19 protein-coding genes are annotated in these 21756 nt (G+C 68.2%); 6 read left to right on the top strand and 13 right to left on the bottom strand.

Annotation, left to right across the window (positions count from 1 at the left end; all coding sequences use genetic code 11):
• Positions 1–25 precede the first annotated feature (25 nt).
• Positions 26–847: a 16S rRNA (cytidine(1402)-2'-O)-methyltransferase gene (gene rsmI / locus FB562_RS01335; protein ID WP_141881021.1), complete on the bottom strand. Its 822-nt coding sequence runs from the start codon at positions 845–847 to the stop codon at positions 26–28.
• A 386-nt stretch (positions 848–1233) separates the two neighbouring features.
• Here rsmI and FB562_RS01330 point away from each other — a divergent pair, with 386 nt between their 5' ends.
• The 3 genes from FB562_RS01330 to FB562_RS01320 all read left to right on the top strand — a co-directional run bounded on the left by FB562_RS01330 (position 1234) and on the right by FB562_RS01320 (position 4774).
• Positions 1234–2793: a dolichyl-phosphate-mannose--protein mannosyltransferase gene (locus FB562_RS01330; protein ID WP_141879498.1), complete on the top strand. Its 1560-nt coding sequence runs from the start codon at positions 1234–1236 to the stop codon at positions 2791–2793.
• Between the two features lie 80 nt (positions 2794–2873).
• On the top strand, positions 2874–4184 hold the full coding sequence (locus FB562_RS01325; RefSeq protein WP_141879497.1) for an O-acetylhomoserine aminocarboxypropyltransferase/cysteine synthase family protein: 1311 nt from the start codon (positions 2874–2876) through the stop codon (positions 4182–4184).
• Positions 4184–4774: a CoA-binding protein gene (locus tag FB562_RS01320; protein ID WP_141879496.1), complete on the top strand. Its 591-nt coding sequence runs from the start codon at positions 4184–4186 to the stop codon at positions 4772–4774. Before FB562_RS01325 ends, FB562_RS01320 begins: the two co-directional genes overlap by 1 nt.
• Positions 4775–4917: 143 nt before the next feature.
• On the opposite strand, the gene FB562_RS01315 is transcribed toward FB562_RS01320, so the two are convergent.
• Positions 4918–6858 (bottom strand): thioredoxin domain-containing protein, encoded by a 1941-nt coding sequence (locus FB562_RS01315; protein ID WP_141879495.1) that lies wholly within the window; start codon positions 6856–6858, stop codon positions 4918–4920.
• 85 nt (positions 6859–6943) lie between these two features.
• Here FB562_RS01315 and FB562_RS01310 point away from each other — a divergent pair, with 85 nt between their 5' ends.
• On the top strand, positions 6944–7594 hold the full coding sequence (locus tag FB562_RS01310) for a pyridoxal 5'-phosphate synthase (protein ID WP_221625350.1): 651 nt from the start codon (positions 6944–6946) through the stop codon (positions 7592–7594).
• Positions 7595–7680: 86 nt separating this feature from the next.
• Here FB562_RS01310 and FB562_RS01305 read toward each other — a convergent pair whose 3' ends face one another.
• The 9 genes from FB562_RS01305 to FB562_RS01265 all read right to left on the bottom strand — a co-directional run bounded on the left by FB562_RS01305 (position 7681) and on the right by FB562_RS01265 (position 15495).
• Positions 7681–8451 (bottom strand): sulfite exporter TauE/SafE family protein, encoded by a 771-nt coding sequence (locus FB562_RS01305; protein ID WP_141879493.1) that lies wholly within the window; start codon positions 8449–8451, stop codon positions 7681–7683.
• Positions 8452–8458: 7 nt separating this feature from the next.
• Positions 8459–9286, bottom strand: a complete 828-nt coding sequence (locus tag FB562_RS01300; protein ID WP_141879492.1) for an aldo/keto reductase — start codon at positions 9284–9286, stop codon at positions 8459–8461.
• 114 nt (positions 9287–9400) lie between these two features.
• Entirely contained in the window at positions 9401–10507 is a 1107-nt protein-coding gene (locus tag FB562_RS01295) for a bifunctional 2-methylcitrate synthase/citrate synthase (RefSeq protein WP_141879491.1), read from the bottom strand.
• 3 nt (positions 10508–10510) lie between these two features.
• Positions 10511–11419, bottom strand: coding sequence for a methylisocitrate lyase (gene prpB, locus FB562_RS01290; protein WP_141879490.1), 909 nt, complete (start codon positions 11417–11419; stop codon positions 10511–10513).
• On the bottom strand, positions 11419–12924 hold the full coding sequence (locus FB562_RS01285; protein WP_141879489.1) for an MmgE/PrpD family protein: 1506 nt from the start codon (positions 12922–12924) through the stop codon (positions 11419–11421). Before FB562_RS01285 ends, prpB begins: the two co-directional genes overlap by 1 nt.
• Complete coding sequence (locus tag FB562_RS01280) at positions 12921–13661, bottom strand: GntR family transcriptional regulator (protein ID WP_141879488.1); 741 nt, start codon at positions 13659–13661, stop codon at positions 12921–12923. The genes FB562_RS01285 and FB562_RS01280 overlap by 4 nt, the downstream gene beginning before the upstream one ends.
• 96 nt (positions 13662–13757) lie before the next feature.
• On the bottom strand, positions 13758–14540 hold the full coding sequence (locus tag FB562_RS01275) for a putative protein N(5)-glutamine methyltransferase (RefSeq protein ID WP_141879487.1): 783 nt from the start codon (positions 14538–14540) through the stop codon (positions 13758–13760).
• Positions 14540–14833: a transcriptional regulator gene (locus FB562_RS01270; RefSeq protein WP_141879486.1), complete on the bottom strand. Its 294-nt coding sequence runs from the start codon at positions 14831–14833 to the stop codon at positions 14540–14542. Before FB562_RS01270 ends, FB562_RS01275 begins: the two co-directional genes overlap by 1 nt.
• Positions 14834–14835: 2 nt before the next feature.
• Positions 14836–15495 (bottom strand): hypothetical protein, encoded by a 660-nt coding sequence (locus tag FB562_RS01265; protein WP_141879485.1) that lies wholly within the window; start codon positions 15493–15495, stop codon positions 14836–14838.
• Between the two features lie 153 nt (positions 15496–15648).
• Here FB562_RS01265 and FB562_RS01260 point away from each other — a divergent pair, with 153 nt between their 5' ends.
• Positions 15649–16098 carry a VOC family protein gene (locus FB562_RS01260; protein ID WP_141879484.1) on the top strand — a complete coding sequence of 150 codons (450 nt, stop codon included), beginning with the start codon at positions 15649–15651 and terminating at the stop codon, positions 16096–16098.
• Between the two features lie 112 nt (positions 16099–16210).
• Here FB562_RS01260 and FB562_RS01255 read toward each other — a convergent pair whose 3' ends face one another.
• Both FB562_RS01255 and FB562_RS01250 read right to left on the bottom strand, forming a co-directional pair.
• Complete coding sequence (locus FB562_RS01255) at positions 16211–17272, bottom strand: hypothetical protein (protein ID WP_141879483.1); 1062 nt, start codon at positions 17270–17272, stop codon at positions 16211–16213.
• Positions 17269–17592, bottom strand: coding sequence for a PadR family transcriptional regulator (locus tag FB562_RS01250; RefSeq protein WP_246081289.1), 324 nt, complete (start codon positions 17590–17592; stop codon positions 17269–17271). Before FB562_RS01250 ends, FB562_RS01255 begins: the two co-directional genes overlap by 4 nt.
• Positions 17593–17669: 77 nt before the next feature.
• On the opposite strand from FB562_RS01250, the gene hrpA reads away from it, so the two are divergent.
• Positions 17670–21662: an ATP-dependent RNA helicase HrpA gene (hrpA, locus tag FB562_RS01245; RefSeq protein WP_141879482.1), complete on the top strand. Its 3993-nt coding sequence runs from the start codon at positions 17670–17672 to the stop codon at positions 21660–21662.
• The last annotated feature ends 94 nt before the right edge of the window (positions 21663–21756 follow it).

Raw genomic sequence — 21756 nt, 5'->3', positions numbered from 1 at the left:
ATCGAAACCAAGGCGCCGATCAACGTCAGTTTCGCCGAGCAGCCAGCGCCCCTTCATACAGCTCGCGCCGGCTGAGCCCTGTCGCTTCGGCGACCTCTGTGGCGGCCTCTTTGAGGCGGATGCCTTCGGCCACGAGTGCGAGCACCTGCGCGACGCCGTCGACCAGCGATGCGGTGACGGGTTCCGCGCCCGCGACGACCACGACGATCTCGCCCTTAACCCCGCCGGCGGCCCATTCGGCCAGCTCGGCGGCCGTGCCGTGTTTGACCTCTTCGAACAGTTTGGTGAGCTCACGCGCGACGACGACCCGACGCCCTTCCCCGAACACGACGGCCACATCGGCAAGCGCTTCCGCCAGGCGGTTCGGTGATTCGAAGAACACCATGGTGCGCTCTTCGCGCACGAGCGCGGCGAGCGCCCGCCGCCGGTCGCCGCCTTTGCGCGGCAGGAACCCTTCGAAGCAGAAGCGGTCCGTCGGCAGGCCCGACACGGCGAGCGCTGTCAGAACGGCGGACGGCCCGGGCAGCGCCGTGACGGTCACACCGGCGGCGGCCGCGGCGGCCACGAGCGCGAAGCCGGGGTCGCTGATGGCGGGCATGCCGGCATCCGACAGCACGAGAACATCCGAATTGCGGGCGAGCTCCACCAGTTCGGCGGCTTTGGCGACCTCGTTGTGTTCGTGCAGCGGCACCAGCCGGGGCCTGTTCTCGATGCCGAGCGCGCGCATCAGGTGCACGGTGACGCGCGTGTCTTCGGCGGCGATGACCTCGGCTGTACCGAGCGCCTCAACGAGCCGGGCGGATGCGTCGCCCAGGTTTCCGATGGGCGTCGCCGCAAGAATGATCACCCGCCCATCCTGCCACTCGGGGTTGTTCACACCGCCCCTTCGCCGAGACTGCACGAATCGCACGCAATCTCGCCACAAGCGTGCGATCTGCGTACTCTCGCGGAGCATCCGCGCCAGCCACACACACACACACACACACACACACACACACACACACACACACACACACACACACACACCCCTCTTCGCCGAGACTGCACAAAGTGCACGGTTTCGCGCCATAAACGTGCGATTCGTGCAGTCTCGGCGAGGTGGCAGCGAGGGGGCGGAGGCAGGGCGACACGGAGGCACGAGGCGGCGGATGCGCGAGCCCGCGTCCGTGGCCTCGAGACGGCACTCCGTGCCCCTCGACCCGCGAGGTCACCCGCGCTGGCTAGCATGGGCGGGTGAGCAGCACTGTCGACACCCGCTGGGATGCGCTGCTGTCCACCCCGCGGGCGCGTCGCGTCGCCGAGTGGGCGGGCCTGCTGGGGGTGACGCTGCTCGCCGCCGTGCTGCGGCTGTGGAATCTGGGCCAGCCGCATTCGCTTGTCTTCGACGAGACCTACTACGTGAAGGACGCGTACACGCTGCTGAACCTCGGCTATGAGGGCAGCTGGCCGGATGACCCGAATCCGGCATTCGAGGCGGGCAACGTAGACAGTTACCTCGATGCGGGCTCATTCATTGTGCATCCGCCCCTCGGCAAGTGGCTGATCGCGCTCGGCCTGGCCGTGTTCGGCGCGGAATCGAGCGTCGGATGGCGCGTGTCGGTGGCGCTGACCGGCATCCTGGCGGTGGCGCTGCTGTGGGTGGTGGCGCGACTGCTGCTGCGGTCGGCGCTGCTGGCGACGGTCGCGGGCGGGCTGTTCGCGATCGACGGGCAGGCGATCGTGCTGTCGCGGGTGGCACTGCTCGACAACTTCCTGATGTTCTTCGGCCTGCTGGGCGCACTGTTCGTGCTGCTCGACCGCCGACCATCGCGCGAGCGGCTGCGCTGGTGGGTGGCCCGACGCACCGCCGCCGACCGGCCGATCGACTGGGGCCCGGCGCTGTGGGCGCGCCCGTGGCTGCTCGCGGCGGGTGTCGCGTTCGGCGCGGCGAGCGCCGTCAAGTGGAGCGGCCTGTACCTGTTGGCGTTCTTTGCGATCTACACGCTGGCGGTGGATGCTCTGGCTCGCCGCCGCGCCGGCGTCGAGTTCTGGGCGAGTGGCACCCTGCTGCGGCAGGCCCCCGCCAGTTTTGTGCTGATGGTGCCCATCGCGCTCGCCGTGCACATCGCATCCTGGGCCGGCTGGTTCGCCACGGCGGGCGGCTACTACCGGCGCTGGGCGGAGGCGCCCGGCAACGCGTGGGAGGGCGCGCTCGCCTGGGTTCCGCTCGACTGGCAGAGCTGGTGGCACTACCAGACGTCCGCCTACAACTTCCATGTGGGGCTGACCTCCGATCACGGCTGGCAGTCGCCGGCCTGGCAGTGGCTGCCGATGCTGCGCCCGACAGCCCTGTACCGTCTCTCCACGGCGAACGGCGAGGGCGGATGCGACGCCGCGGCCTGTGAGAGCTTCATTACGACGCTGCCGAATCCGATCATCTGGTGGCTGGCCGTCGCATCCCTCGCCTACCTGGTGGTGCGCCTCATCCGTCACCGCGACTGGCGCGCCGGCTTCGTGCTCACGGGCGTCGCCGCGGGTTTCGTGCCGTGGCTGCTGTACCCGAACCGCACCACTTTCGAGTTCTATTCGATCGTGTTCGAGCCGTTCCTCATCCTGGGGCTGGTGCTCACGCTGGGCGTGATCCTGGGTCGGCCGACGGATGCCCCGTGGCGGCGAAAGCAGGGCGTGGGCATCGTCGTCGTGGTGTTGGTGATGTGCGTGCTGGTGTCGGCGTTCTTCTACCCGCTGGCGACAGGAATGCAGACGCCGGAGTTGTTCACCCGCAGCCACTACTGGCTGCCCGGCTGGCGCTGAGCCACCTACCTCGCTGGCCCGGGAGCAACGGGGCGTAATACGCCGCGGCCCGCGTGCGACACTCGGATAGCCTGTGCCTCATGGCTGAACGCGACACCACGGACCGCGACTGGGGCTTCAGAACCCGGTCGATCCATGCAGGCAACATCCCCGATGCGGTGACCGGCGCACGCGCCCTCCCCATCTACCGTTCGACCGCTTTCGTGTTCGATGACACCGCGGATGCCGCCACCCGCTTCGCCCTGCAGAAGTACGGCAACATCTACAGCCGGGTGTCGAACCCGACCGTCGCTTCCTTCGAGGAGCGCATCGCCAGTCTGGAGGGCGGCCTGGGCGCTGTCGCGACGGCGAGTGGCCTGAGCGCACAGTTTCTGACTTTCGCGTCGCTGGCCGGCGCGGGCGACCACATCGTCGCATCCGCAAATCTGTATGGCGGTTCGGTCACGCAGCTCGACGTGACATTGCGGCGTTTCGGTGTGGAGACGACCTTCGTGCGGAGCGCCGACGCCGCCGACTATGCGGCTGCGATCACCGACCGCACGAAGCTGATCTTTGTGGAGACGATCGCGAACCCGTCGGGCGAGATCGCCGACATCGAGGCGCTCGCGGAGGTCGCGCACGCGCACGGCGTTCCGCTCATCGTGGATTCGACGATCGCGACGCCGTACCTTCTGCGGCCCATCGAGTGGGGTGCGGATGTCGTGGTGCATTCCGCGACGAAGTTTTTGGGCGGGCACGGCACAACACTCGGCGGTGCCGTCGTAGAGTCGGGGCGCTTCGACTGGTCGAGCTCCAAGTTCCCGCATTTCGACGAGCCTGTGCCGTCGTATGGCGGCCTCAACTGGTACGGAAACTTCGGCGAGTACGCGTTCCTCACCCGGCTGCGCGCGGAGCAGCTGCGTGACATCGGGCCGGTTCTGTCGGCGGATGCTGCGGCTCTCCTTGCGCAGGGCGTCGAGACGCTCCCCTACCGGGTGCAGGCGCACGTCGACAACGCGCGCAGGGTTGCGGAGTGGCTCGAAGCCGACCCGCGCATCGAATACGTGAACTGGGCGGGCCTCCCATCGCATCCGCACCATGACCGCGCAGCCAAGTATCTGCCGATCGGGCCGGGCTCGGTCTTCGGCTTCGGCGTGAAGGGCGGACGCGAGGTGGGGCAGCGTTTCATCGAGTCGGTCGAGCTGGCCAGCCATGTGGCGAACATCGGCGACACGAAGACGCTCGTCATCCACCCCGCGTCGACGACGCACGCGCAGCTGAGCGAGCAGCAGCTCGTCGATGCGGGCGTCGGCGCCGGCCTGGTGCGACTCAGCGTCGGCATCGAAGACGTCGACGACATCATCTACGACATCGACCAGGCACTCGACGCCGCCACGAAGGGAGCCAAGTGATGGCCACCACAGGTGACACCGGCACCGTGACGCACGAGACGGTTCAGCTGGCGAATGGGCTCAGCTGCTCGCTCCCCTCGTCGTCGCCGCTCGCGAAGCTGCTCAAGTCGCAGCGCACCTGGGTGGGGCCGTCCGCGAAGGAGCGCCTGGGCATCCTGCGTCGCGCGAAGACTGTCGCGATCGTCGGGGCGTCGCCGAATCCGGCGCGGTCCAGCTATTTCGTGGGCACCTACCTGCAGCAGTCGAGCGACTACACGGTGTATTTCGTGAACCCGAACGCCGACACGATCCTCGGCCAGAAGGCGTACCCCGATCTGGCGTCGCTGCCGGTGGTGCCCGACATTGTGGATGTCTTCCGCAAGGCGAGCGACATCCCGGCGGTCGTCGACGATGTGCTGGCGATCGGCGCGAAGACGATCTGGGTGCAGCTGGGCATCTGGAACGAGGATGCCGCCCGCCACGCGGAGGAGAACGGCCTCACCGTCGTCATGGACCGCTGCATCAAGGTCGAGCACGCCCGCTTCCACGGCGGGCTGCACCTGCTCGGCTTCGACACCGGGGTCATCAGCTCGCGCCGCACGCTGCGCTGAACTCGCCGCGGCCGCCCGCTCCGCAGGAGAATCTGCCCGCCACGCCGCCCGCGAGCGCGGAGCCTGCGGCGTTTCGCAGATTTCTCCTGCGGAGCATCCGAAGCCGACCACCAGGAGCTGATGCCGGCAGACCGGTCACGCGCTCAGACTCCGGATGCGCCCAGCAGCGCGTCCGCAGACATGACCGGCAGGCGGCACACGAAATCGCGGCACAGGTACGCCGTCGGCTGGCCGTCGACAGAGGCGCGCCCCGCGAACAGTTCGAAGCCCGCCGCAGCGAAGGCGGATGCCTGGGGCTGCGACACGAGCGCCGTCACCGACGCCGGGATGCTGCGGGCTGCAGCGACGAGCTCTCCGGCCGGGGCATCCGACACCACCACCAGCTGCACGGCGTCGCCCGCCAGGCGCGCCAACAGCTCGAGGGTGCCGCCGAAGGCGATCGGATGCTCCGCGGCGCGCTCACCCAGCAGCGTCGCGACAGTCTCGGCCGCCACCCGGTAGTGCTGCTCGCCTGACAGCAGGAACAGGGTGTGCGCGGCCAGAGCGCACGCGCTCAGACCGGACGGGTAGGCGCCCTCCGACGGGTCGACCGCGAGCGCCAGCCCCTGCGCGGCGAGCACAGGGTCGGCGCCGCCCGGTGCAGCGAACGGGATGACGGGGGCGGGATTGCTCGCGGGTGCGGTCTCGAGACTGGCGCGGTAGACCGCACCACCTCGACCGGCGACAGCACTCTGCGGGTCGAGGGAGCGCCCGCCAGGGCGCTCGTCTCGAGACCCCACCCCAGTGCCTAACGTCGCGTCGATGAGCCCGCGCCCGGCCTCCGCGTAGCGCGGCTCGCCTGTCGCGAGCGCCAGCTGCAGCAGGCCGCCGGCGAGCATGCCGTGGTCCTCGAGCGTGGCCACCGCATCCGACATCCGTTCGCCCAGCGACACCCGCACCAGCCGTCCGCCCACAAGGTGCCGGTCGAGCAGGTGGTCTGCGGCGCGCCGCCCGGCCGACACCCACTCCTCCCGGGCGAAGCGGAATCCTGCCCGCGCGAGCGCCGCGATCGCGAGCCCGTTCCATCCGCTGAGCACCTTCTCGTCGAGTCGCGGCGGCACAAGGCGCGCCCGCGCATCCGCGTCGAGGCGGTAGTAGCCGCCCTCCGACCAGCTGCCGTCGACGTCGCTCTCGCTGTCCTGCGCGGATGCGAATCCGCCCGACGGCAGCTGCATCACGTCGATCAGGAACCCGGCGACACCCGCCGCGACCTCCTCGTCGCCGGCGCCCACGCACGCGTCGAGCAGCAGCGCGTTGTCGTACAGCATGCGTTCGTAGTGCGGCTCAGACCAGTCGCGCATCGTCGAGTAGCGGAAGAAGCCGCCCTCGACGGCGTCCCGAAGCGGCGAGGCGGACATCCGCTGCAGGGTGCGCCGCGCCAGGCCGACACCGTCAGAGTCTCCGGATGCGAGCAGAAAGTTCAGCACGGGAGCTGACGGAAACTTGGGGGCCGAGCCGAAGCCCCCGTACAGCGCATCCTCCTGCGCGAGCAGCCGCTCCACGGCGGGCCGCAGCTCGACGACCGCGGCACCGACCTGCGGTGCGGCCGCGGCGGCGAGCGCCTCCGTCACCGCGTCGGTGCTCGCCTCGAGCTGCCCGCGGCGGTTCGCCCACGCATCCTGAACCGCCTCCAGCACCTGCCGGAACGACGGATGCCCGCGCAACGGCAACGGCGGCGAGTACGTGCCCGCGAAGAAGGCGCGACCCTTCGGCGTCACGAACACGTTCAGCGGCCACCCCAGCCCACCCGTGAAGGCGCCCGCCGCCGCCATGTAGGTCGCGTCGACATCCGGATGCTCCTCCCTGTCGACCTTGACGCTCACGAAATGCGCGTTCAGGTAGGAGGCGAGGGCCTCATCGCTGAAACTCTCCCGCGCCATCACATGGCACCAGTGGCAGGTGGCGTAGCCGATCGACACCAGCACGGGGACGTCGCGGCGGGCAGCCTCCTCGAAGGCGTCGGCACCCCACGGCCACCAGTCGACCGGGTTGTCGGCGTGCCCGCGCAGGTAGGGGCTGACGGCGTCGGCGAGACGATTGGGCATGCCCCCACGCTACGCCCGCCCACCGCTGGTCGAGGTGTCGCCGTCCACGGCGACAGTCCCGAGACCGGACGCATATCCTGTTCGGGTGACCGCACAGCGCAGACCACCGCACCTCGACACGATCAGCGGAACCATCGACCTCGAGCTTCCCGAGTTCGACGCCCCGCCCTCAGACCCGTTCGCTGTGCTGCGCGACTGGGTGGCCGCTGCCGTGCGGGTCGGCGTCGCCGAGCCTTTCGCCGTATCACTCGCCACCGCTGATGCTCACGGCAGACCCTCGAACCGCACCGTGCTGGCGAAGTCGCTCGACGCATCCGGCCTGCTGTTCGTGAGCAGCGGCGGCAGTGCGAAGGGTTCCGAGCTGGCCGCGAACCCGTACGCCGCAGCGCTCATGTATTGGAAGGAGACGCGGCAGCAGTTGCGGCTGAGCGGGCGGGTCACCCCCATCGCCGCCGCCGAATCGGATGCGATGTTCGCCGCCAGGCCGATCGCGGCGCAGGCTTCCGCGGTCGCATCGCATCAGAGCGAGCCGCTCGCCGACCCCGCGGGGTTGCGCGCCGAGGCCGACAGCCTGGCTGCTGCTGGGCTTGCGCTCACCCGGCCCGCCGACTGGGGCGGTTACCTGCTGCGGCCCGACACGATCGAGTTCTGGCACGGCAGCGTCGACCGGCTGCACCGCCGGCTGCGCTACGAGCTCACGCCCGCCGGGTGGACGCACACGCGCCTCTACCCGTAGCGGGTTACCCGCGAGGCTGGTCTCGAGACTGGCGCGGCAGACCGCACCACCTCGACCAACCAGAAACCCCGACCAGCGGGTGCGGGCTACTCGCGGCGGCGCTCCCGCAGCGCCGTCCAGGTGAGCTGGCCGATGCTGTACGCGAGCAGCAGCGCGAACAGGATGCTGCCCAGCTGCGGCGGGATGATCGCCGCCACTGCGACCCCGCCGAATGATGCGGGGATCGCGAGCAGTCCGATGATGGCGGATGTTCGCAGGTCGACGTTGCCGCGCCGCGCGTTGGCCAGCGTGCCGGTGATGGCGGTGGGGATCATCATGAGCAGCGATGTGCCCTTCGCGACCAGGTCGCCGACGCCGAAGAGCAGCATGAGCGCCGGCACGACGACGACGCCCCCTCCGATGCCGAGAAGGCCGGAGAGGATGCCGGTGACGAGCCCCAGCAGGAGCAGCCCGCCGATGATCAGCGGCGTGAATTCGAGCTCAGCGCCGCGGTCGGGAACCAGGAACAGCATCCGGATGGCGACGGCGATGAGGAAGACGATGAACATCCAGCGCAGCAGCTTCTGCGGCAGCCGGTGCAGCAGCCAGGTGCCGAGCAGCGAACCGCAGACGGCTCCCGCGGCGAGCACAAGCCCGGCCACCCAGTCGACCTCGCCGCGGCTGGCGTAGCCGATCATGCCGGCGACGGCGCTGGGCAGAACGGCGGCGAGCGACACCCCGCTCGCCTGCCGCTGCTGGTAGTGCAGCGACAGTACCAACAGCGGCACCAGGATGATGCCCCCACCGACCCCGAAGAGGCCTGAGAAGAATCCGACAATCAGCCCGATGAGGCCGAGTATGACGATGCGGCGGTTCATCCGCCGATCAGTTCACGTCGTTCGGGTGGCTGCCGCCACGGGCGTCGCGCTCCAGCCCGGTGATGGCGGCCATCTCCTCGGCGCTCAGCTCGAAGTCGAAGAGTCGCAGGTTCTCGGCGAGACGCTCGCGACGGGTCGACTTGGGGAACACGATGTTGCCCTGCTGGATGTGCCAGCGCAGCACGACCTGCGCGGGCGTCCGCTCGTGCGCCGCCGCGGCATCCGCAATCGGCTTCTCTGCTGCGAGGTCGTAACGGCCCTGCCCGAGCGGCCCCCACGCCTCCACGGCGATGCCGTTCTGGCGGCTGAAGTCGGCGGCCTCCCGCTGCTGCAGCGCCGGGTGCAGCTCGATCTGGTTGACGGCCGGCACCGTGCCGGTCTCCTCGATGATGCGCTGCAACTGCGGCACCAAGAAGTTGGAGACACCGATGGAGACGGCGAGCCCGTCCTCGGCGAACTCGGCCAGCGAATGCCACGCCTCTACATACCTGTCGTTGCGGGGCGCCGGCCAGTGGATGAGATACAGGTCGACACGCTCGAGGCCCAACTTCTCGAGGCTCGCCTCGATCGCGGGGCGCGTCTTCGCCGTCTCCTGCTCGGTGATCCACTGCTTCGTGGTGATGAACAGTTCGCTGCGCGGAATTCCGGATGCGGCGATCGCCCTGCCCACACCCTCCTCATTGCCGTAGATGGCGGCCGTGTCGATGTGCCGGTAGCCCAGCTCGAAGGCCTCGGTGACGACCCGCTCCGTGTCGGCGGGATCCACCTTGAATACGCCCAGACCGAGCTGGGGGATGGTGCGGCCAGAATTGAGGGTGATCGTGGGAATCGTCATCCCCCTATCGTGCCACCTCGTTGTTACCGTCACCGTCACCCGACACTTGGCGACACAACCGCCGCATCCTCACGTACGAGTGTGTCGTGAAGTGTCGGGTGAGGGCTGTGGCGGCTAGACGTGCCGCTCGTCTGGCCCGTTGTATGCGCTGAGCGGGCGGATGAGCGCGTTCGATTCGAGCTGCTCCATGATGTGCGCCGTCCAGCCGACGATGCGGCTCGCCACGAACAGCGGCGTGAACGTGAGCGTGTCGAAGCCGATCAGGTTGTAGGCCGGCCCGCTCGGGTAGTCGAGGTTCGGCTTGATGCCCTTGCGAGCATCCATCGCCGCCTCCAGCGTTTCGTACAGTTCGGCCATGTCGGGCCTGTTGTATTCGGCGACGAGCGTGTCGAGCGCAGCCTTCATGGTGGGCACGCGCGAGTCGCCGTTCTTGTAGACACGGTGGCCGAAGCCCATGATCTTGCGCTTCTCGGCGAGCGCCGCATCCAGCCAGGCCTCTGCCTTGTCGGCTGTTCCGATCTCGTCGAACACGTGCATGACGGCTTCGTTGGCACCGCCGTGCAGCGGGCCTTTGAGCGCGCCGATCGCCGCGGTGACGGCGCTGTACAGGTCGCTGAGCGTGGAGGTGACGACGCGGGCGGTGAAGGTGGATGCGTTGAAGCTGTGCTCCGCGTACAGGATCATCGACACGTCGAAGGCGTTGACGACGACCAGGTCGGGCACCTCGCCGAAGGTCATGTGCAGGAAGTTGGCGCTGTAGCCGAGGTCGTCGCGCGGCTCCACGAGTTCCTGCTCGCGGCGGCGGCGCTGGTCGTAGGCGATGATGGCGGGCAGCTGCGCGAACAGGCGGACCGCTTTCGTGAGGTTCGATGCGGGGTCGGATGCGGCAGCATCCGGGTCGACCGCTCCGATGACGCTGACGGCGGTGCGCACGACGTCCATCGGATGCGCGGTCGTCGGCAGTTCGTCGATGATCCGCTTCGTGCGCGCATCCAGTCGACGCAGTGAGCGCTCCAACTGCTGGAACTCCTCCAACTGCACAGGCGTGGGCAGTTCGCCGTGCCAGAGCAGATAGGCGACCTCCTCGAAGGTGCATTTCTCTGCGAGCTCCTGAACGGGGTATCCGCGGTACAGCAGCGAGTTGGTGTCGGGGTTGACCTTGGAGATGGCCGTCGTGTCGACGACGACGCCCGCGAGGCCCTTACGGATTTCTTCGGTCATGATCTAGCCCTTTCGTCCCGGTACCTCAAAGTTGAACACACTCGAGTCGAATGTGTTGTACCCCTCGTAATCGAGCAGTTCGTACAGTCGTGCACGGGTGAGCATCTCACCGACGGCCGACTGCTGGGTGCGCTCGGCCACGATCGTGTCGAGCACCCGCTCTGCCGCCCCCATGGCACTGCGCAGCAGGGTAACCGGGTAGATGACGATGTTCACGCCGACACTCGCCAGATCTGTCGTGGTGAAGAGTTCGCTCTTGCCGAACTCGGTCATGTTGGCGAGGATCGGCACGTCGACGGCCTTGCGCACCGCCTCGAACTCGGCGAGGTCCTTCATCGCCTCGGGGAAGATCGCATCCGCGCCCGCATCGACGAGCGCCTTGGCACGGTCGACCGCTGCGGGCAGGCCTTCGACGCCCCGGATGTCCGTGCGCGCCATGATCAGCAGGTTCGGGTCGCGCCTCGCGCTCGCGGCCGCCCGGATGCGCTTGAGTGCCGTGTCCTGGTCGACGACCTGCTTGCCGTCGAGGTGGCCGCAGCGCTTCGGGTTCACCTGGTCTTCGATGTGCAGGCCGGCGACACCGGCGTCCTCGAGCACCTGCACGGTTCGTGCCACATTCATGGGCTCGCCGAAGCCGGTGTCGGCATCGACGAGCGTGGGCAGATCGGTCATGCGCGCGATCTGGTTCGACCGCATCGCCACCTCCGTGAGGGTGGTGAGGCCGATGTCGGGCAGGCCGAGTTCCGCGCTGAGCACGGCGCCCGAGATGTAGACGCCCTCGAAACCCTTCTCCTCGATGAGGCGCGCGCTGAGCGGCGTGAAGGAGCCCGGGAAGCGCAGCAGCTCGCCCGTGGCGAGCCTCTCGCGCAGCAGCTGCCGCTTCGTGGCGGCGGTGACGGTGGAGTGCAGCATCAGAAGATCCCCTTCGAGGTGTGGGTGGTGATGGCGGCGGTGACGTTGAGGCCGGCGAGCTCGCCGGCGGTGAGCTCGGGCAGGCGCTGTGCCGTGTCGAGGAATCGCTCGATCTCTGCCGGCGTGAGCACCGCATCCGCCAGCATCCGGAATTTGGCGACATAGTCGGCCCGGGCGAAGGGTCTCGCTCCCAGCGGGTGCGCGTCGGCGACGGCGATCTCGTCGACGATGCGCGTGCCGTCGGCGAGGTCGATCTCGACCCTGCCGCCGAACGCCTTCTCTGCGATGTCGTTGGAGTGGTAACGGCGAGTCCATTCGGCGTCCTCGACGGTGGTCACCTTGTTCCACAGGGCGACCGTGTCTGCCCGGCCTGCGCGCTCCGGCGCATACGAGTCGACGTGGTGCCACGAACAGTCCTGCAGGGCGACCGTGAAGATGTACGGGATCGAATGGTCGAGCGTCTCGCGGCTGGCCGTCGGGTCGTACTTCTGCGGGTCGTTCGCGCCGGAACCGATGACGTAGTGCGTGTGGTGGCTCGTGTGCAGCACGGCCCTCACGATGTTCTGCGGGTCTTTGAGCTGCGGATGCTCACCGCCCAGCCTGCGGGCGAGGTCGATCCAGGCCTGTGCCTGGTATTCGGCCGAATGCTCCTTCGTGTAGCTGTCGAGGATGGCGCGGCGTGCCTCACCGCGCTCCGGCAGCGACACCTCGTAGTGGGCGTCGGGGCCGTCGAGCAGCCACGCGATGACGCCGTCCTCACCCTCGTAGATGGGGGTGGGGCTGGTCTGGCCGCGCATGGCCCGGTCGACGGCTTCGACCGCCATCTTGCCGGCGAATGCGGGTGCGTGCGCCTTCCATGTGGAGATCTCGCCCTTGCGCGACTGCCTCGTCGCGGTGGTCGTGTGCAGCGCCTGGCCGATGGCCTGGAAGATGGTCTCCGTGCCGAGGCCGAGCAGCGTGCCGATGCCGGCGGCGGCGCTCGGGCCGAGGTGGGCGACGTGGTCGATCTTGTGCTTGTGCAGGCTGATCGCCTTCGCCAGCTCGATCTGGATCTCGTAGCCGGTGACGATGCCCTTCAGGAGTTCCGCCCCGCTGCGGCCGGCGTGCTGCGCGACGGCGAGGATGGGCGGAACATTGTCGCCCGGGTGCGAATACTCGGCCGCCAAAAAGGTGTCGTGGTAGTCGAGCTCACGCACGGCCACCCCGTTCGCCCACGCCGCCCACTCGGGGCTCGTCGGCTCCCCCACGCCGAACACGGTCGAGCCGGCTCCGCCGCGGGAGACCGGATGCTGCAGCGCCTGCGCCCGGGCCGCCACGACGGGGCCACGTTCGAGCGATGCGACCGCGACGGCCGCGTTGTCGATGACGCGGTTCACGACCATGTCGGCCACAGCATCCGTCACCTGCACCTGTTCGGATGCGACTTCGGCGATCTTCCAGGCGAGCTGCGCTTCGCGGGGCAGATTGTCTGAGCTGGGGTGCACGCGCACATCGTGGGACTTCATGCGGTCTCCTTCGTGAGGTTCTTGAGTGGAGTGGTCTGGGCTGGAGTGCTCTGGGTTTGAGCGGTCTGGGTTCGGGTGGCCTGGGTTCGACTGCTCGGGGTTCGCAGCGTCGCATCCGAGACGGTGGCCAGGATGTTCTGCAGGCTGCGATGCAGATGCACATGGGTTGCGTGGGCGGCCAGGTCGGAGTCGCCGTCGACGATCGCGTCGATGATCAGCTGGTGCTCTGCTGCTGCTGCGGCGAGTCTCTCCGGGTTGTCGCGGGCGATGCGGCGGATGCGCACGAGGTGCGTGCGCAGGCCTCCGAGCGCGGCGCTGAGGTAGCCGTTGGTGGCGGCCGCGTCGATGGCGTCGTCGAAGCGCGCGACGAGCGCGTAGTAGGCCGCGGGGTCGGCGGTGAGGCCGGCTGCGTCACGGAACTCCTCCTGCAGTCCTTCGAAGACTGAGCGGTCGCGCCGGCGGGCAGCGAGTCGCGCCGCGAGTTCCTCGAGCGCCTGGCGGGTCTCGAAGAGTTCGCGGATGTCGTCGGTCGAGAGTTCGGCGACGACGAGGCCGCGCCCGCCCTGCGCTTCGACGAGTCCTTCCGCCGCGAGCCGCCCTAGGGCCTCCCGCAGCGGGGTTCGACTGACTCCGAGTCGCGCGGCCTGTTCGACTTCGCCGAGCACCGTTCCGGGCGCGAGTCGCCAGTCGACGATCTCGTCGCGCAGCGCGGCATAGGCCCTGTCACTCGCCCTCATGCCGTCTCCGCTCTCCCCGCCTCCGTCCACTGTATACACAGAACGGATGTTCGGCCAGAGCAAGCGCGAATTTAGCCGCTCATGTATACATACGACTCAGGAGTCGAGCCCGACCCTCTGCCCGATGACGACGGTGCCGTCGAGCTCCTCATCCCGCACGACCCGACTGAGCAGCCCGGCGCGCTCGAACAGCGCGGCCGTTCGGGGCGCCTGCTGCTCGCTGGACTCGATGAGCAGCCAGCCGCCCGGCGCCAGCCATTCGGGCGCGCCCGCGGCGATACGCCGGTGCAGTTCGAGGCCATCCCCTCCCCCATCGAGTGCGACGCGCGCCTCATGCAGGCGCGCCTCGGGCGGCATGAACGCGATCGCCTCCGTCGGAACATAGGGCGCGTTGGCCACCAGCACATCGACACGACCCCGGATGCTCTCAGGCAGCGGCGCAAACAGGTCACCGTCGAGCACGACCCCGCGCTCTCCCACATTCGCCCTCGCGAAGCGGGTCGCCTCGGGGTCGATGTCGGCCGCGTACAGTTCGATCCCCTCAATGCGCGCGAGCAGCGCGGCGCTGATCGCGGCGACCCCGCAGCACAGCTCCACGACGACCGATCCGGGCGCCGCATGAGTGGCCGCTTCGTTCGCGAGCAGTTCGGTGCGGCGGCGCGGCACGAACACCCCCGGCCCGACGGCGACGCGCAGTCCGCAGAATTCCGCCCAACCGAGGATGTGCTCCAGCGGGAGACCTGCCACGCGTTCGGCGACCATCTGCTCCAGCTCGCGCCCGCCCTGCGCGGCTTCGCGGAGCATCCGCGCCTCGTCCTCGGCGAAGACGCAGCCGGCCGCCCGCAGTCGGGCGACCAGGTCGTCACGCTCGCTCGCCATCACCGTTCGCCCAACAGCGTGCGAAGGCTGTCGGTGTAGTCCTCGAACGCGCGGCGACCGCGGGTCGTGAGGGCCAGATAGGTGACGGGGGTGCGCCCGGAGTGGGTTTTCGTGACTTCGACGTAGGCGGCGTCCTCGAGCTTGCGCAGATGCGTCGACAGGTTGCCTGCCGTCATGTCGAGCAGCTCCTGCGCCCGCGGGAACGTGACGCTCTCCCCCGCATCGAGTGCCGCAAGGACAGCCACGATACGCAGACGCGACTGCGCGTGGATGACCGGATCGAGCTCGTCCATCGTCAGAGCCCCTTCAGCACGATCGTGCGCGAATACACGGCCGTCACGACCGCCCCGGCGAGGAACACCCCGCCGCCAAGGATCGCGTACACGAGATAGTGCGTCGGGTACCCGAAGAACGACCCGATCACGGCGATGGCGACGATCGCGCCACCCATCCAGATAGACGGGATCGCATGCCAGATCGCCCCCGCGATGATGTACATGACGCCGACGAAGACGAGCGACACGGCCGGGTAGAAGATGTTCATGACCTCCGGCGACGCCCCGTTGTGGGTGAGCGAAGCGCCGAGCGCGAACAGTGCAACCAACCCGACGCTCCATGTGACGCCGTACGTTGTGCCCGTGAACTCCGCCGCCTTCGATGAGCGGATGCCGCGCCCGCTTCTCGCGCCCAGCACGCCCGAGGTGACCCCCGCGCCGACCAGGAGCACACCGAAGACCGGCCCCGCCACGGCGAGAGGAACCGAGAACCCCGGCCTCGCCCCGTCGACGAGCCACAGCATCCCGAAGCCGACGCCCCAGGCGAGCGCCCACGACAGCAGAATCCAGGGAACGTAGCGGGCCATCCTGCGCTGCATGTCGCCCTGCTGGCGCTGCACGAGGGCGAGCATCTCGGCCGGGTCGAGCGGGGTGTCGTCGTCATGTGCTGTGTTTGTCATGAGCACTTTGTAACACAAAGCACTTTGTGGAGTCAATGACTTTGTGGCATCCGGCTCACTTGTCGAGCATCACCACGGATGCCGCATCACTCAGAATTTGCTTGATTTCTCAGGGCATGAAGCGCTCAATGGCATGAGATCAAAGGAGACGCCATGCCGACCGAAATCTTCGTCAACCTGACGACCAGCGACCTTCCCCGCGCCAAGGAGTTCTTCCAGGGCCTCGGCTGGAAGATCAACCCCCTCTTCACCGACGACAACGCCGCCTGCGTCATCATCGACGAACACGTCTACCTCATGGTGCTGACCCGCGAATTCTTCGCAACCTTCACCCAGAAGGAGATCGCCGACCCGCACACGCATGTGCTCTGCCAGACCGCGCTCAGCGCAGACAGCCGCGAAGCCGTCGACGCGCTGCTCGAGAAGGCCCTCGCCGCCGGAGCCACTGAACCGAAGGAAGCCCAGGACTACGGCTTCATGTATTCGCGCGACTTCGAAGACCCCGACGGCAACGAGTTCAGCATCCTGTGGATGGACCCGAAGGCGGCCGAGGCCGGACCGGAGGCGTTCATGGCCGAGCAGGGCGAGCAGCCGCCGGCATAAACGGCCGTGCCGGTCACTGCCGGCCATTGAGTTGCCGCTAACTGCTGTTCGCGGGTCGCACGAAGAGCACTTAGAGGCAACTGACGGATAGGCGACAGCTGGCGGCCACAGATCAGGCTCGCGCGGGCACCAGATGCTCGACGTCACCTCTGTCGCGGACGTCGCCCCCTACGACCGCGAGGATGATTCCCACCAGCGCCCCCTGACCAACGAGCGCAAACCAGTGCCCGAACGGGGACATGCCGCCCGATGCGCCGGGCACTGTGTCGGCAACGCCCATACCCATCGAGAAGGTCGCCCACCACTGGAAGAAAATGAGCGTGGCCAGAATTCCGAGGCCAAGGAGCACGATCGTGCGCACGCGAACCCGCTTCCGCGCAACGGCGAGCGCTGCGGGCAGGAGTGATGCAATCGCCCAGAAGACGACCCAGATCACGATCATCACGTCCGCGCTGTTGAGTTCATTCGCGGCGACCATCATCGCCCGCAGCTCATCCAGCGGCATTCCCCCGCTCAGCGCCACAGGCATCCACACGAACCCGTCGAGCGCTCCCAGCGCTACGGCACCCACCAAGACGAGAGATACTGCGACACCGGCAACGATGCGGGCCGCGGGAGACGACGTGCCTCGTCCAGAAGGAGCCATCCGAACGGGTCCCGAGACGAGAAACAGGATCAGCCCCGCCAGGGTCGCAAAGAGGCCGAGCACCGCCAGAAGGCGGATCTGCGTCAAGGACAGTACCCCCAACCCGAGTCCGATCACCACAAGCCCGAAGGCAAGCCACGTGTATCCGCCACGGAATCGCGCAACGAGGCCGAGCTGTGCCAACGCGGCAACGACGAACATCAGGGCGATAGCGACGGTCACCTCCGGTACCGTACTGCCTGCGCCGACCCAGGAACCGAACCCGATTACCCCGGATGCGAGCAGCAGCGCGGTGCCCCAGCGCACCCTTCTGAAAGTGGCGATGAGTGCGGTGTCATCGTCCGGCGCAGCCAAACGGTTCACCCGAACGGCCATCGCCGCAGCACCCAGCAAGACCGATCCCTGCGTGACGCCCGCTTCTCCCGCCCCTTCGGCATCCGCCAGCCATTCCTCGCGGTAGCGTTCGCGGGTCGCCCACGGCAGTGTCGAGGCGAGCACCATGATCAGCGCGCGCGCGACCCCGCTCATGCGAAGGCCGTTCCGGGCGTGATCGACGGGCGGGCGGGCCTCGCCTTCAAGTGGGCGATCGCCGAACGGACTGCCGGCGCGGCGTCGGCTTCGAGACGGTAGAGGCGCCGGCGCGGCCCGCTTCGCTCGGTGTCCGCCTCCCACTCCGAGACCACCCAGCCTGCCGTCTCGAGCCGCTCCAGGATCGGATAGATGCTGCCCGCCGGCCGACCGGTCGCCTTCACGATCGCAAGCCCCCACAGGGCATCGGATGTGGTGAGCAGCGCATCGAGCACGTCTACAGTCGCAGGCGTGATCCTCTTCAACGGCGTGATGGTCATGCGCCAACTCTAGCTATATAGAGATAGCAGGACAACAGCCCTCACGAAGGGTCCACCCGCCATAGGATGGAGGGCTCATGATTCCCGCCATCCACTACCCCGCCGACCTACCGGTCAGCCAGCGGCGCGACGACATCTCGGCGGCCATCCGCGACAACCAGGTCGTCATCGTGGCCGGCGCGACGGGGTCCGGCAAGACGACACAGCTGCCCAAGATGCTGCTCGAGCTCGGCTACGAGAGCATCGGGCACACGCAGCCGCGCCGCATCGCCGCACGCACGATCGCCGAACGCATCGCTGAAGAACTCGGCGACGAGGTCGGCGGCATCGTCGGCTACCAGGTGCGCTTCACCGATCGCACCGCCAAGGGCACCCGCATCAAGCTGATGACCGACGGCATCCTGCTCAACGAGATCCACCGCGACCGGATGCTCCGCAAATACGACGCCATCATCATCGACGAGGCCCACGAGCGCAGCCTCACCATCGACTTCCTGCTCGGCTACCTCAAGCAGCTGCTGCCGCAGCGCCCGGAGCTGAAGCTCATCATCACCTCGGCGACCATTGACCCCGAGAGCTTCGCGAAGCACTTCGCCTCCGCGGACGGCGAGCCCGCACCCATCGTGGAGGTCAGCGGGCGCACCTACCCCGTCGAGATCAGGTACCGGCCGTTGGCCCCGGATGCCATGACAGACGACCCCGACGATGATGGCGACGCCCCCGACCCCCAACCCCTCAACGCTCAACCCCTCAATGCTCAACAGGAGAAAACGCGCGAAACACCGCGCGGCGGCCGCAACACACCGGGCGCGCGCTCAGATCTCCTGTCGAACACCAGAACTGCGGCGGCCGAGCCCATCGATCTGTTCGACGGCATCAACTCGGCCATCGACGAGCTCGGCAGAGAGGGCTCGGGCGACATCCTCGTGTTTCTCAGCGGTGAGAACGAGATCCGCGATGCCGAGGACGCCATCCGTGCACGGAATCTGCCCGGCGTCGAGGTGCTCCCCCTCTACGGGCGACTGAGCGCGGCAGACCAGCATCGCGTGTTCCAGCCTTCGGCGACTGCGGGCATCCGCCGTCGCATCGTGCTGGCGACGAATGTCGCCGAGACCAGCCTGACGGTGCCCGGTATCAAGTATGTGATCGACGCCGGCACCGCCCGCATCAGCCGCTACAGTGCCCGCGCGAAGATCCAGCGGCTGCCGATCGAGGCCATCTCGCAGGCATCCGCCAATCAGCGCTCGGGTCGTTCCGGCCGCACGAGCGACGGCATAGCGATCCGCCTGTACTCGGAGCAGGATTTCGAGAAGAGGCCCGAGTTCACCGACCCGGAGATCCTGCGCACCAACCTGGCGGCGGTCATCCTGCAGATGATCTCGCTCGGGCTGGGCGCCATCGAGGACTTCCCGTTCCTGCAGCCACCCGATTCGCGCGGCATCAAGGATGGCCTCGACCTGCTCGCCGAGCTCGGCGCGGTCACGAAGGACACGAAGATCACGAAGGTCGGCAGGCAGCTGTCGCAGCTGCCGATCGACCCTCGACTTGCCCGCATGGTCATCGAGTCGGCCAAGTACGGCACGACCCGCGAGGTGATGGCGATCGTTGCCGGGCTGAGCGTGCAGGACCCGCGCGAGCGGCCACTCGAGAAGCGCCCGCAGGCTGACCAGTCGCATGCACGTTTCACCGACAGGACGAGCGACTTCCTCACCCTCCTGAATCTCTGGAATCATCTCCGCGAGAAGGAGAAGGAACTCTCCGGCAATCAGTTCAGGCGCCTCTGCAAGGCCGAATACCTCAACTATCTGCGCATCAGGGAGTGGGCGGATGTCTTCCGTCAGCTGGAACGGATGGCGAAGCCGCTGGGGCTCACCGTCGGCGAGCCCGGCAACGACGGGGTGGGCATCCACCGTTCGATCCTCGCCGGACTGCTCAGCCAGATCGGCGTGCGCGACGACACGAAGGATGCCAAGAAGGACCGCGGGCGCGGCGACTACGTGGGTGCCCGCCAGGTGCGTTTCTCGGTGTTCCCGGGCTCGGCGCTGGCGAAGAAGCAGCCCTCCGAGATCATGAGTGCCGAGCTCGTGGAGACGAGTCGACTGTTCGCGAGGATGAACGCCGCGATCGATCTCTCGTGGGCCGAGCCGATCGCCGGCGATCTTGTGAAGCGCAGCTACGGCGAGCCGCACTGGGAGAAGAAGCAGGGTGCGGCCGTCGCCTACGAGCGGGTGACCCTGTATGGGGTGCCGATCGTGGCCCGGCGGCGCGTGCAGTTCTCCCGCATCGATCCCGCCCATGCGCGGGAGCTGTTCATCAGGCACGCGCTGGTCGACGGCGAGTGGGACATCGAGCGACTCGACCGGCGCATGACGGCGTTCGATCGCGCCAATCGCACGCTGCGACGGCAGCTCTCCGAGGTGGAGGAGCGCACCCGCCGCCGCGACATCCTGCTCGACGACGAGGCCGTCTTCGAGTTCTACGACAGACGCATTCCCGAAACGGTATGCACGGTCCGCGATTTCGAGTCGTGGTGGAAGACGGCCCGCCAGGGCGACGATGGGCTGCTCACGATGACCCGCGAGGATCTGCTCGACGAGCAGACCTCCGCCCCCGAGCTTGTCGAATCCGACTACCCGAAGTGGTGGCATCAGGGCGATCAGCGCCTCAAACTCAGCTACCGATTCGAGCCGGGCAGCCCGGAGGACGGCGTCACCGTTCACGTGCCCATCGCACTTCTCGCCCGGCTCTCCCCCGCCGGATTCGACTGGCAGGTTCCGGGCCTGCGCGAACAGCTCGTCGCCGCCCTCATCAAGGCGCTGCCCAAGGCCATCCGCCGCAATGTGGTTCCCGCGGCAGACTGGGCCCGTCGGTTGCTCGAGGAGATTCCGGATGACCATGATCCGGCAGAGATGCCGCTCACGGAATATCTCGCGCGGCAGATTCAGCGCATGACCTACACACCGACGACCCCCGATGATTTCGAGCTGGAGCGCGTGCCGGAGCATCTGCTGGTCACCTTCGCCGTCGTGTCGGAGCACGGTCGCGAGCTCGCCCGTTCCAAGGATCTGCCCGGGCTGCAGCAGAAGCTGAAGAACCGGGCCAGGGAGTCCATCGCCCAGGTGCACGCCCGCGCGACCCCCGCATCCGCCCCGACCACACCGTCACTCGGCGCCGCCCCGAACCGTGCCGCCTCGCTCGAACGCGAGGGCCTCACCTCGTGGGATTTCGACGCGCTGCCGCGACTGCTCGACACGAGGCTCGCCGGCAATGTGGTGCGCGCCTATCCTGCGCTCGTCGACTCGGGGGCATCCGTCTCGATCCGGCTCATGAGCACACCCGCTGAGCAGCTGCGCGAACACCGCAGGGGCGTGCGCCGGATGCTTCAGCTGGCGATCCCCGCACCGACCACGTACGTGCAGCAGCACCTCACCGGGCCTGAGAAGATGAGTCTCGCCGCGAGCCCCTACCGCTCGACGCAGGCCCTCTTCGACGACGCGATGGCAGCAACACTCGATGCTGCGCTCGGCCACGATGCGGATGCCCTGCCCTGGTCCCGCGCGGACTTCGAGGCTCTCCGAGACCGCGCCTCCTCCGGGCTCGTCGATGCCCTGTTCACGACCGTGTCCCTCACCGCGCGCACCCTTGCGGCCGCCCGGGAGGCGGAGAAAGCCATCAAGGCGGCCACCAGCATGGCCCTGCTCTCGCCGCTCGCCGACGCCCGCGAACAGGTGGAGGCGCTCGTGCATCCGGGTTTTGTGGGCATCGCCGGGGTCGACCAGCTGAGGCGGCTGCCCGTCTACCTCGACGGCGTGACGCATCGCCTCTCGCGCCTCGCCGAGAATCTGGGCCGCGACCGCGTGTGGATGACCGAGGTGCAGAAGGCGCGCGACCTCTACGACGCCGCCGGCGGGGTGCTCCCGCTCACGACCGCCGTCGTGGACGACCCCGCGCAGGCGCGACTGGTGCGTGCGCGCTGGATGCTCGAGGAGTTGCGCATCAGCCTCTTCGCCCAGCATCTCGGCACGGCAGGCCCCGTCAGCCTCCAGCGCATCCAGAAGGCCCTCGCGTAACACCCGCGGGTTGAGGTGTTGCGCTCTAGCGCGACAGTCTCGAAACCCGACCCCCGTGCCCTCTCCAACACCCGCGGGTTGAGGTGTTGCGCTC

The sequence above is a fragment of the Homoserinimonas aerilata genome, from assembly GCF_006716125.1.
GTDB lineage: Bacteria > Actinomycetota > Actinomycetes > Actinomycetales > Microbacteriaceae > Homoserinimonas > Homoserinimonas aerilata.
The sequence above is the reverse complement of the archived record's forward strand: the minus strand, read 5'-3'. Positions and strand labels throughout refer to the sequence as shown.

Bases quoted from the DNA above. Each gene is read 5' to 3' on its own strand.
- FB562_RS01325 (WP_141879497.1), top strand. From the start codon at position 2,874: ATGGCTGAACGCGACACCACGGACCGCGACTGGGGCTTCAGAACCCGG.
- FB562_RS01320 (WP_141879496.1), top strand. From the start codon at position 4,184: ATGGCCACCACAGGTGACACCGGCACCGTGACGCACGAGACGGTTCAG.
- FB562_RS01315 (WP_141879495.1), bottom strand. From the start codon at position 6,858: ATGCCCAATCGTCTCGCCGACGCCGTCAGCCCCTACCTGCGCGGGCAC.
- FB562_RS01305 (WP_141879493.1), bottom strand. From the start codon at position 8,451: ATGAACCGCCGCATCGTCATACTCGGCCTCATCGGGCTGATTGTCGGA.
- FB562_RS01300 (WP_141879492.1), bottom strand. From the start codon at position 9,286: ATGACGATTCCCACGATCACCCTCAATTCTGGCCGCACCATCCCCCAG.
- FB562_RS01295 (WP_141879491.1), bottom strand. From the start codon at position 10,507: ATGACCGAAGAAATCCGTAAGGGCCTCGCGGGCGTCGTCGTCGACACG.
- prpB (WP_141879490.1), bottom strand. From the start codon at position 11,419: ATGCTGCACTCCACCGTCACCGCCGCCACGAAGCGGCAGCTGCTGCGC.
- FB562_RS01285 (WP_141879489.1), bottom strand. From the start codon at position 12,924: ATGAAGTCCCACGATGTGCGCGTGCACCCCAGCTCAGACAATCTGCCC.
- FB562_RS01280 (WP_141879488.1), bottom strand. From the start codon at position 13,661: ATGAGGGCGAGTGACAGGGCCTATGCCGCGCTGCGCGACGAGATCGTC.
- FB562_RS01275 (WP_141879487.1), bottom strand. From the start codon at position 14,540: ATGGCGAGCGAGCGTGACGACCTGGTCGCCCGACTGCGGGCGGCCGGC.
- FB562_RS01270 (WP_141879486.1), bottom strand. From the start codon at position 14,833: ATGGACGAGCTCGATCCGGTCATCCACGCGCAGTCGCGTCTGCGTATC.
- FB562_RS01265 (WP_141879485.1), bottom strand. From the start codon at position 15,495: ATGACAAACACAGCACATGACGACGACACCCCGCTCGACCCGGCCGAG.
- FB562_RS01260 (WP_141879484.1), top strand. From the start codon at position 15,649: ATGCCGACCGAAATCTTCGTCAACCTGACGACCAGCGACCTTCCCCGC.
- FB562_RS01255 (WP_141879483.1), bottom strand. From the start codon at position 17,272: ATGAGCGGGGTCGCGCGCGCGCTGATCATGGTGCTCGCCTCGACACTG.
- FB562_RS01250 (WP_246081289.1), bottom strand. From the start codon at position 17,592: ATGACCATCACGCCGTTGAAGAGGATCACGCCTGCGACTGTAGACGTG.
- hrpA (WP_141879482.1), top strand. From the start codon at position 17,670: ATGATTCCCGCCATCCACTACCCCGCCGACCTACCGGTCAGCCAGCGG.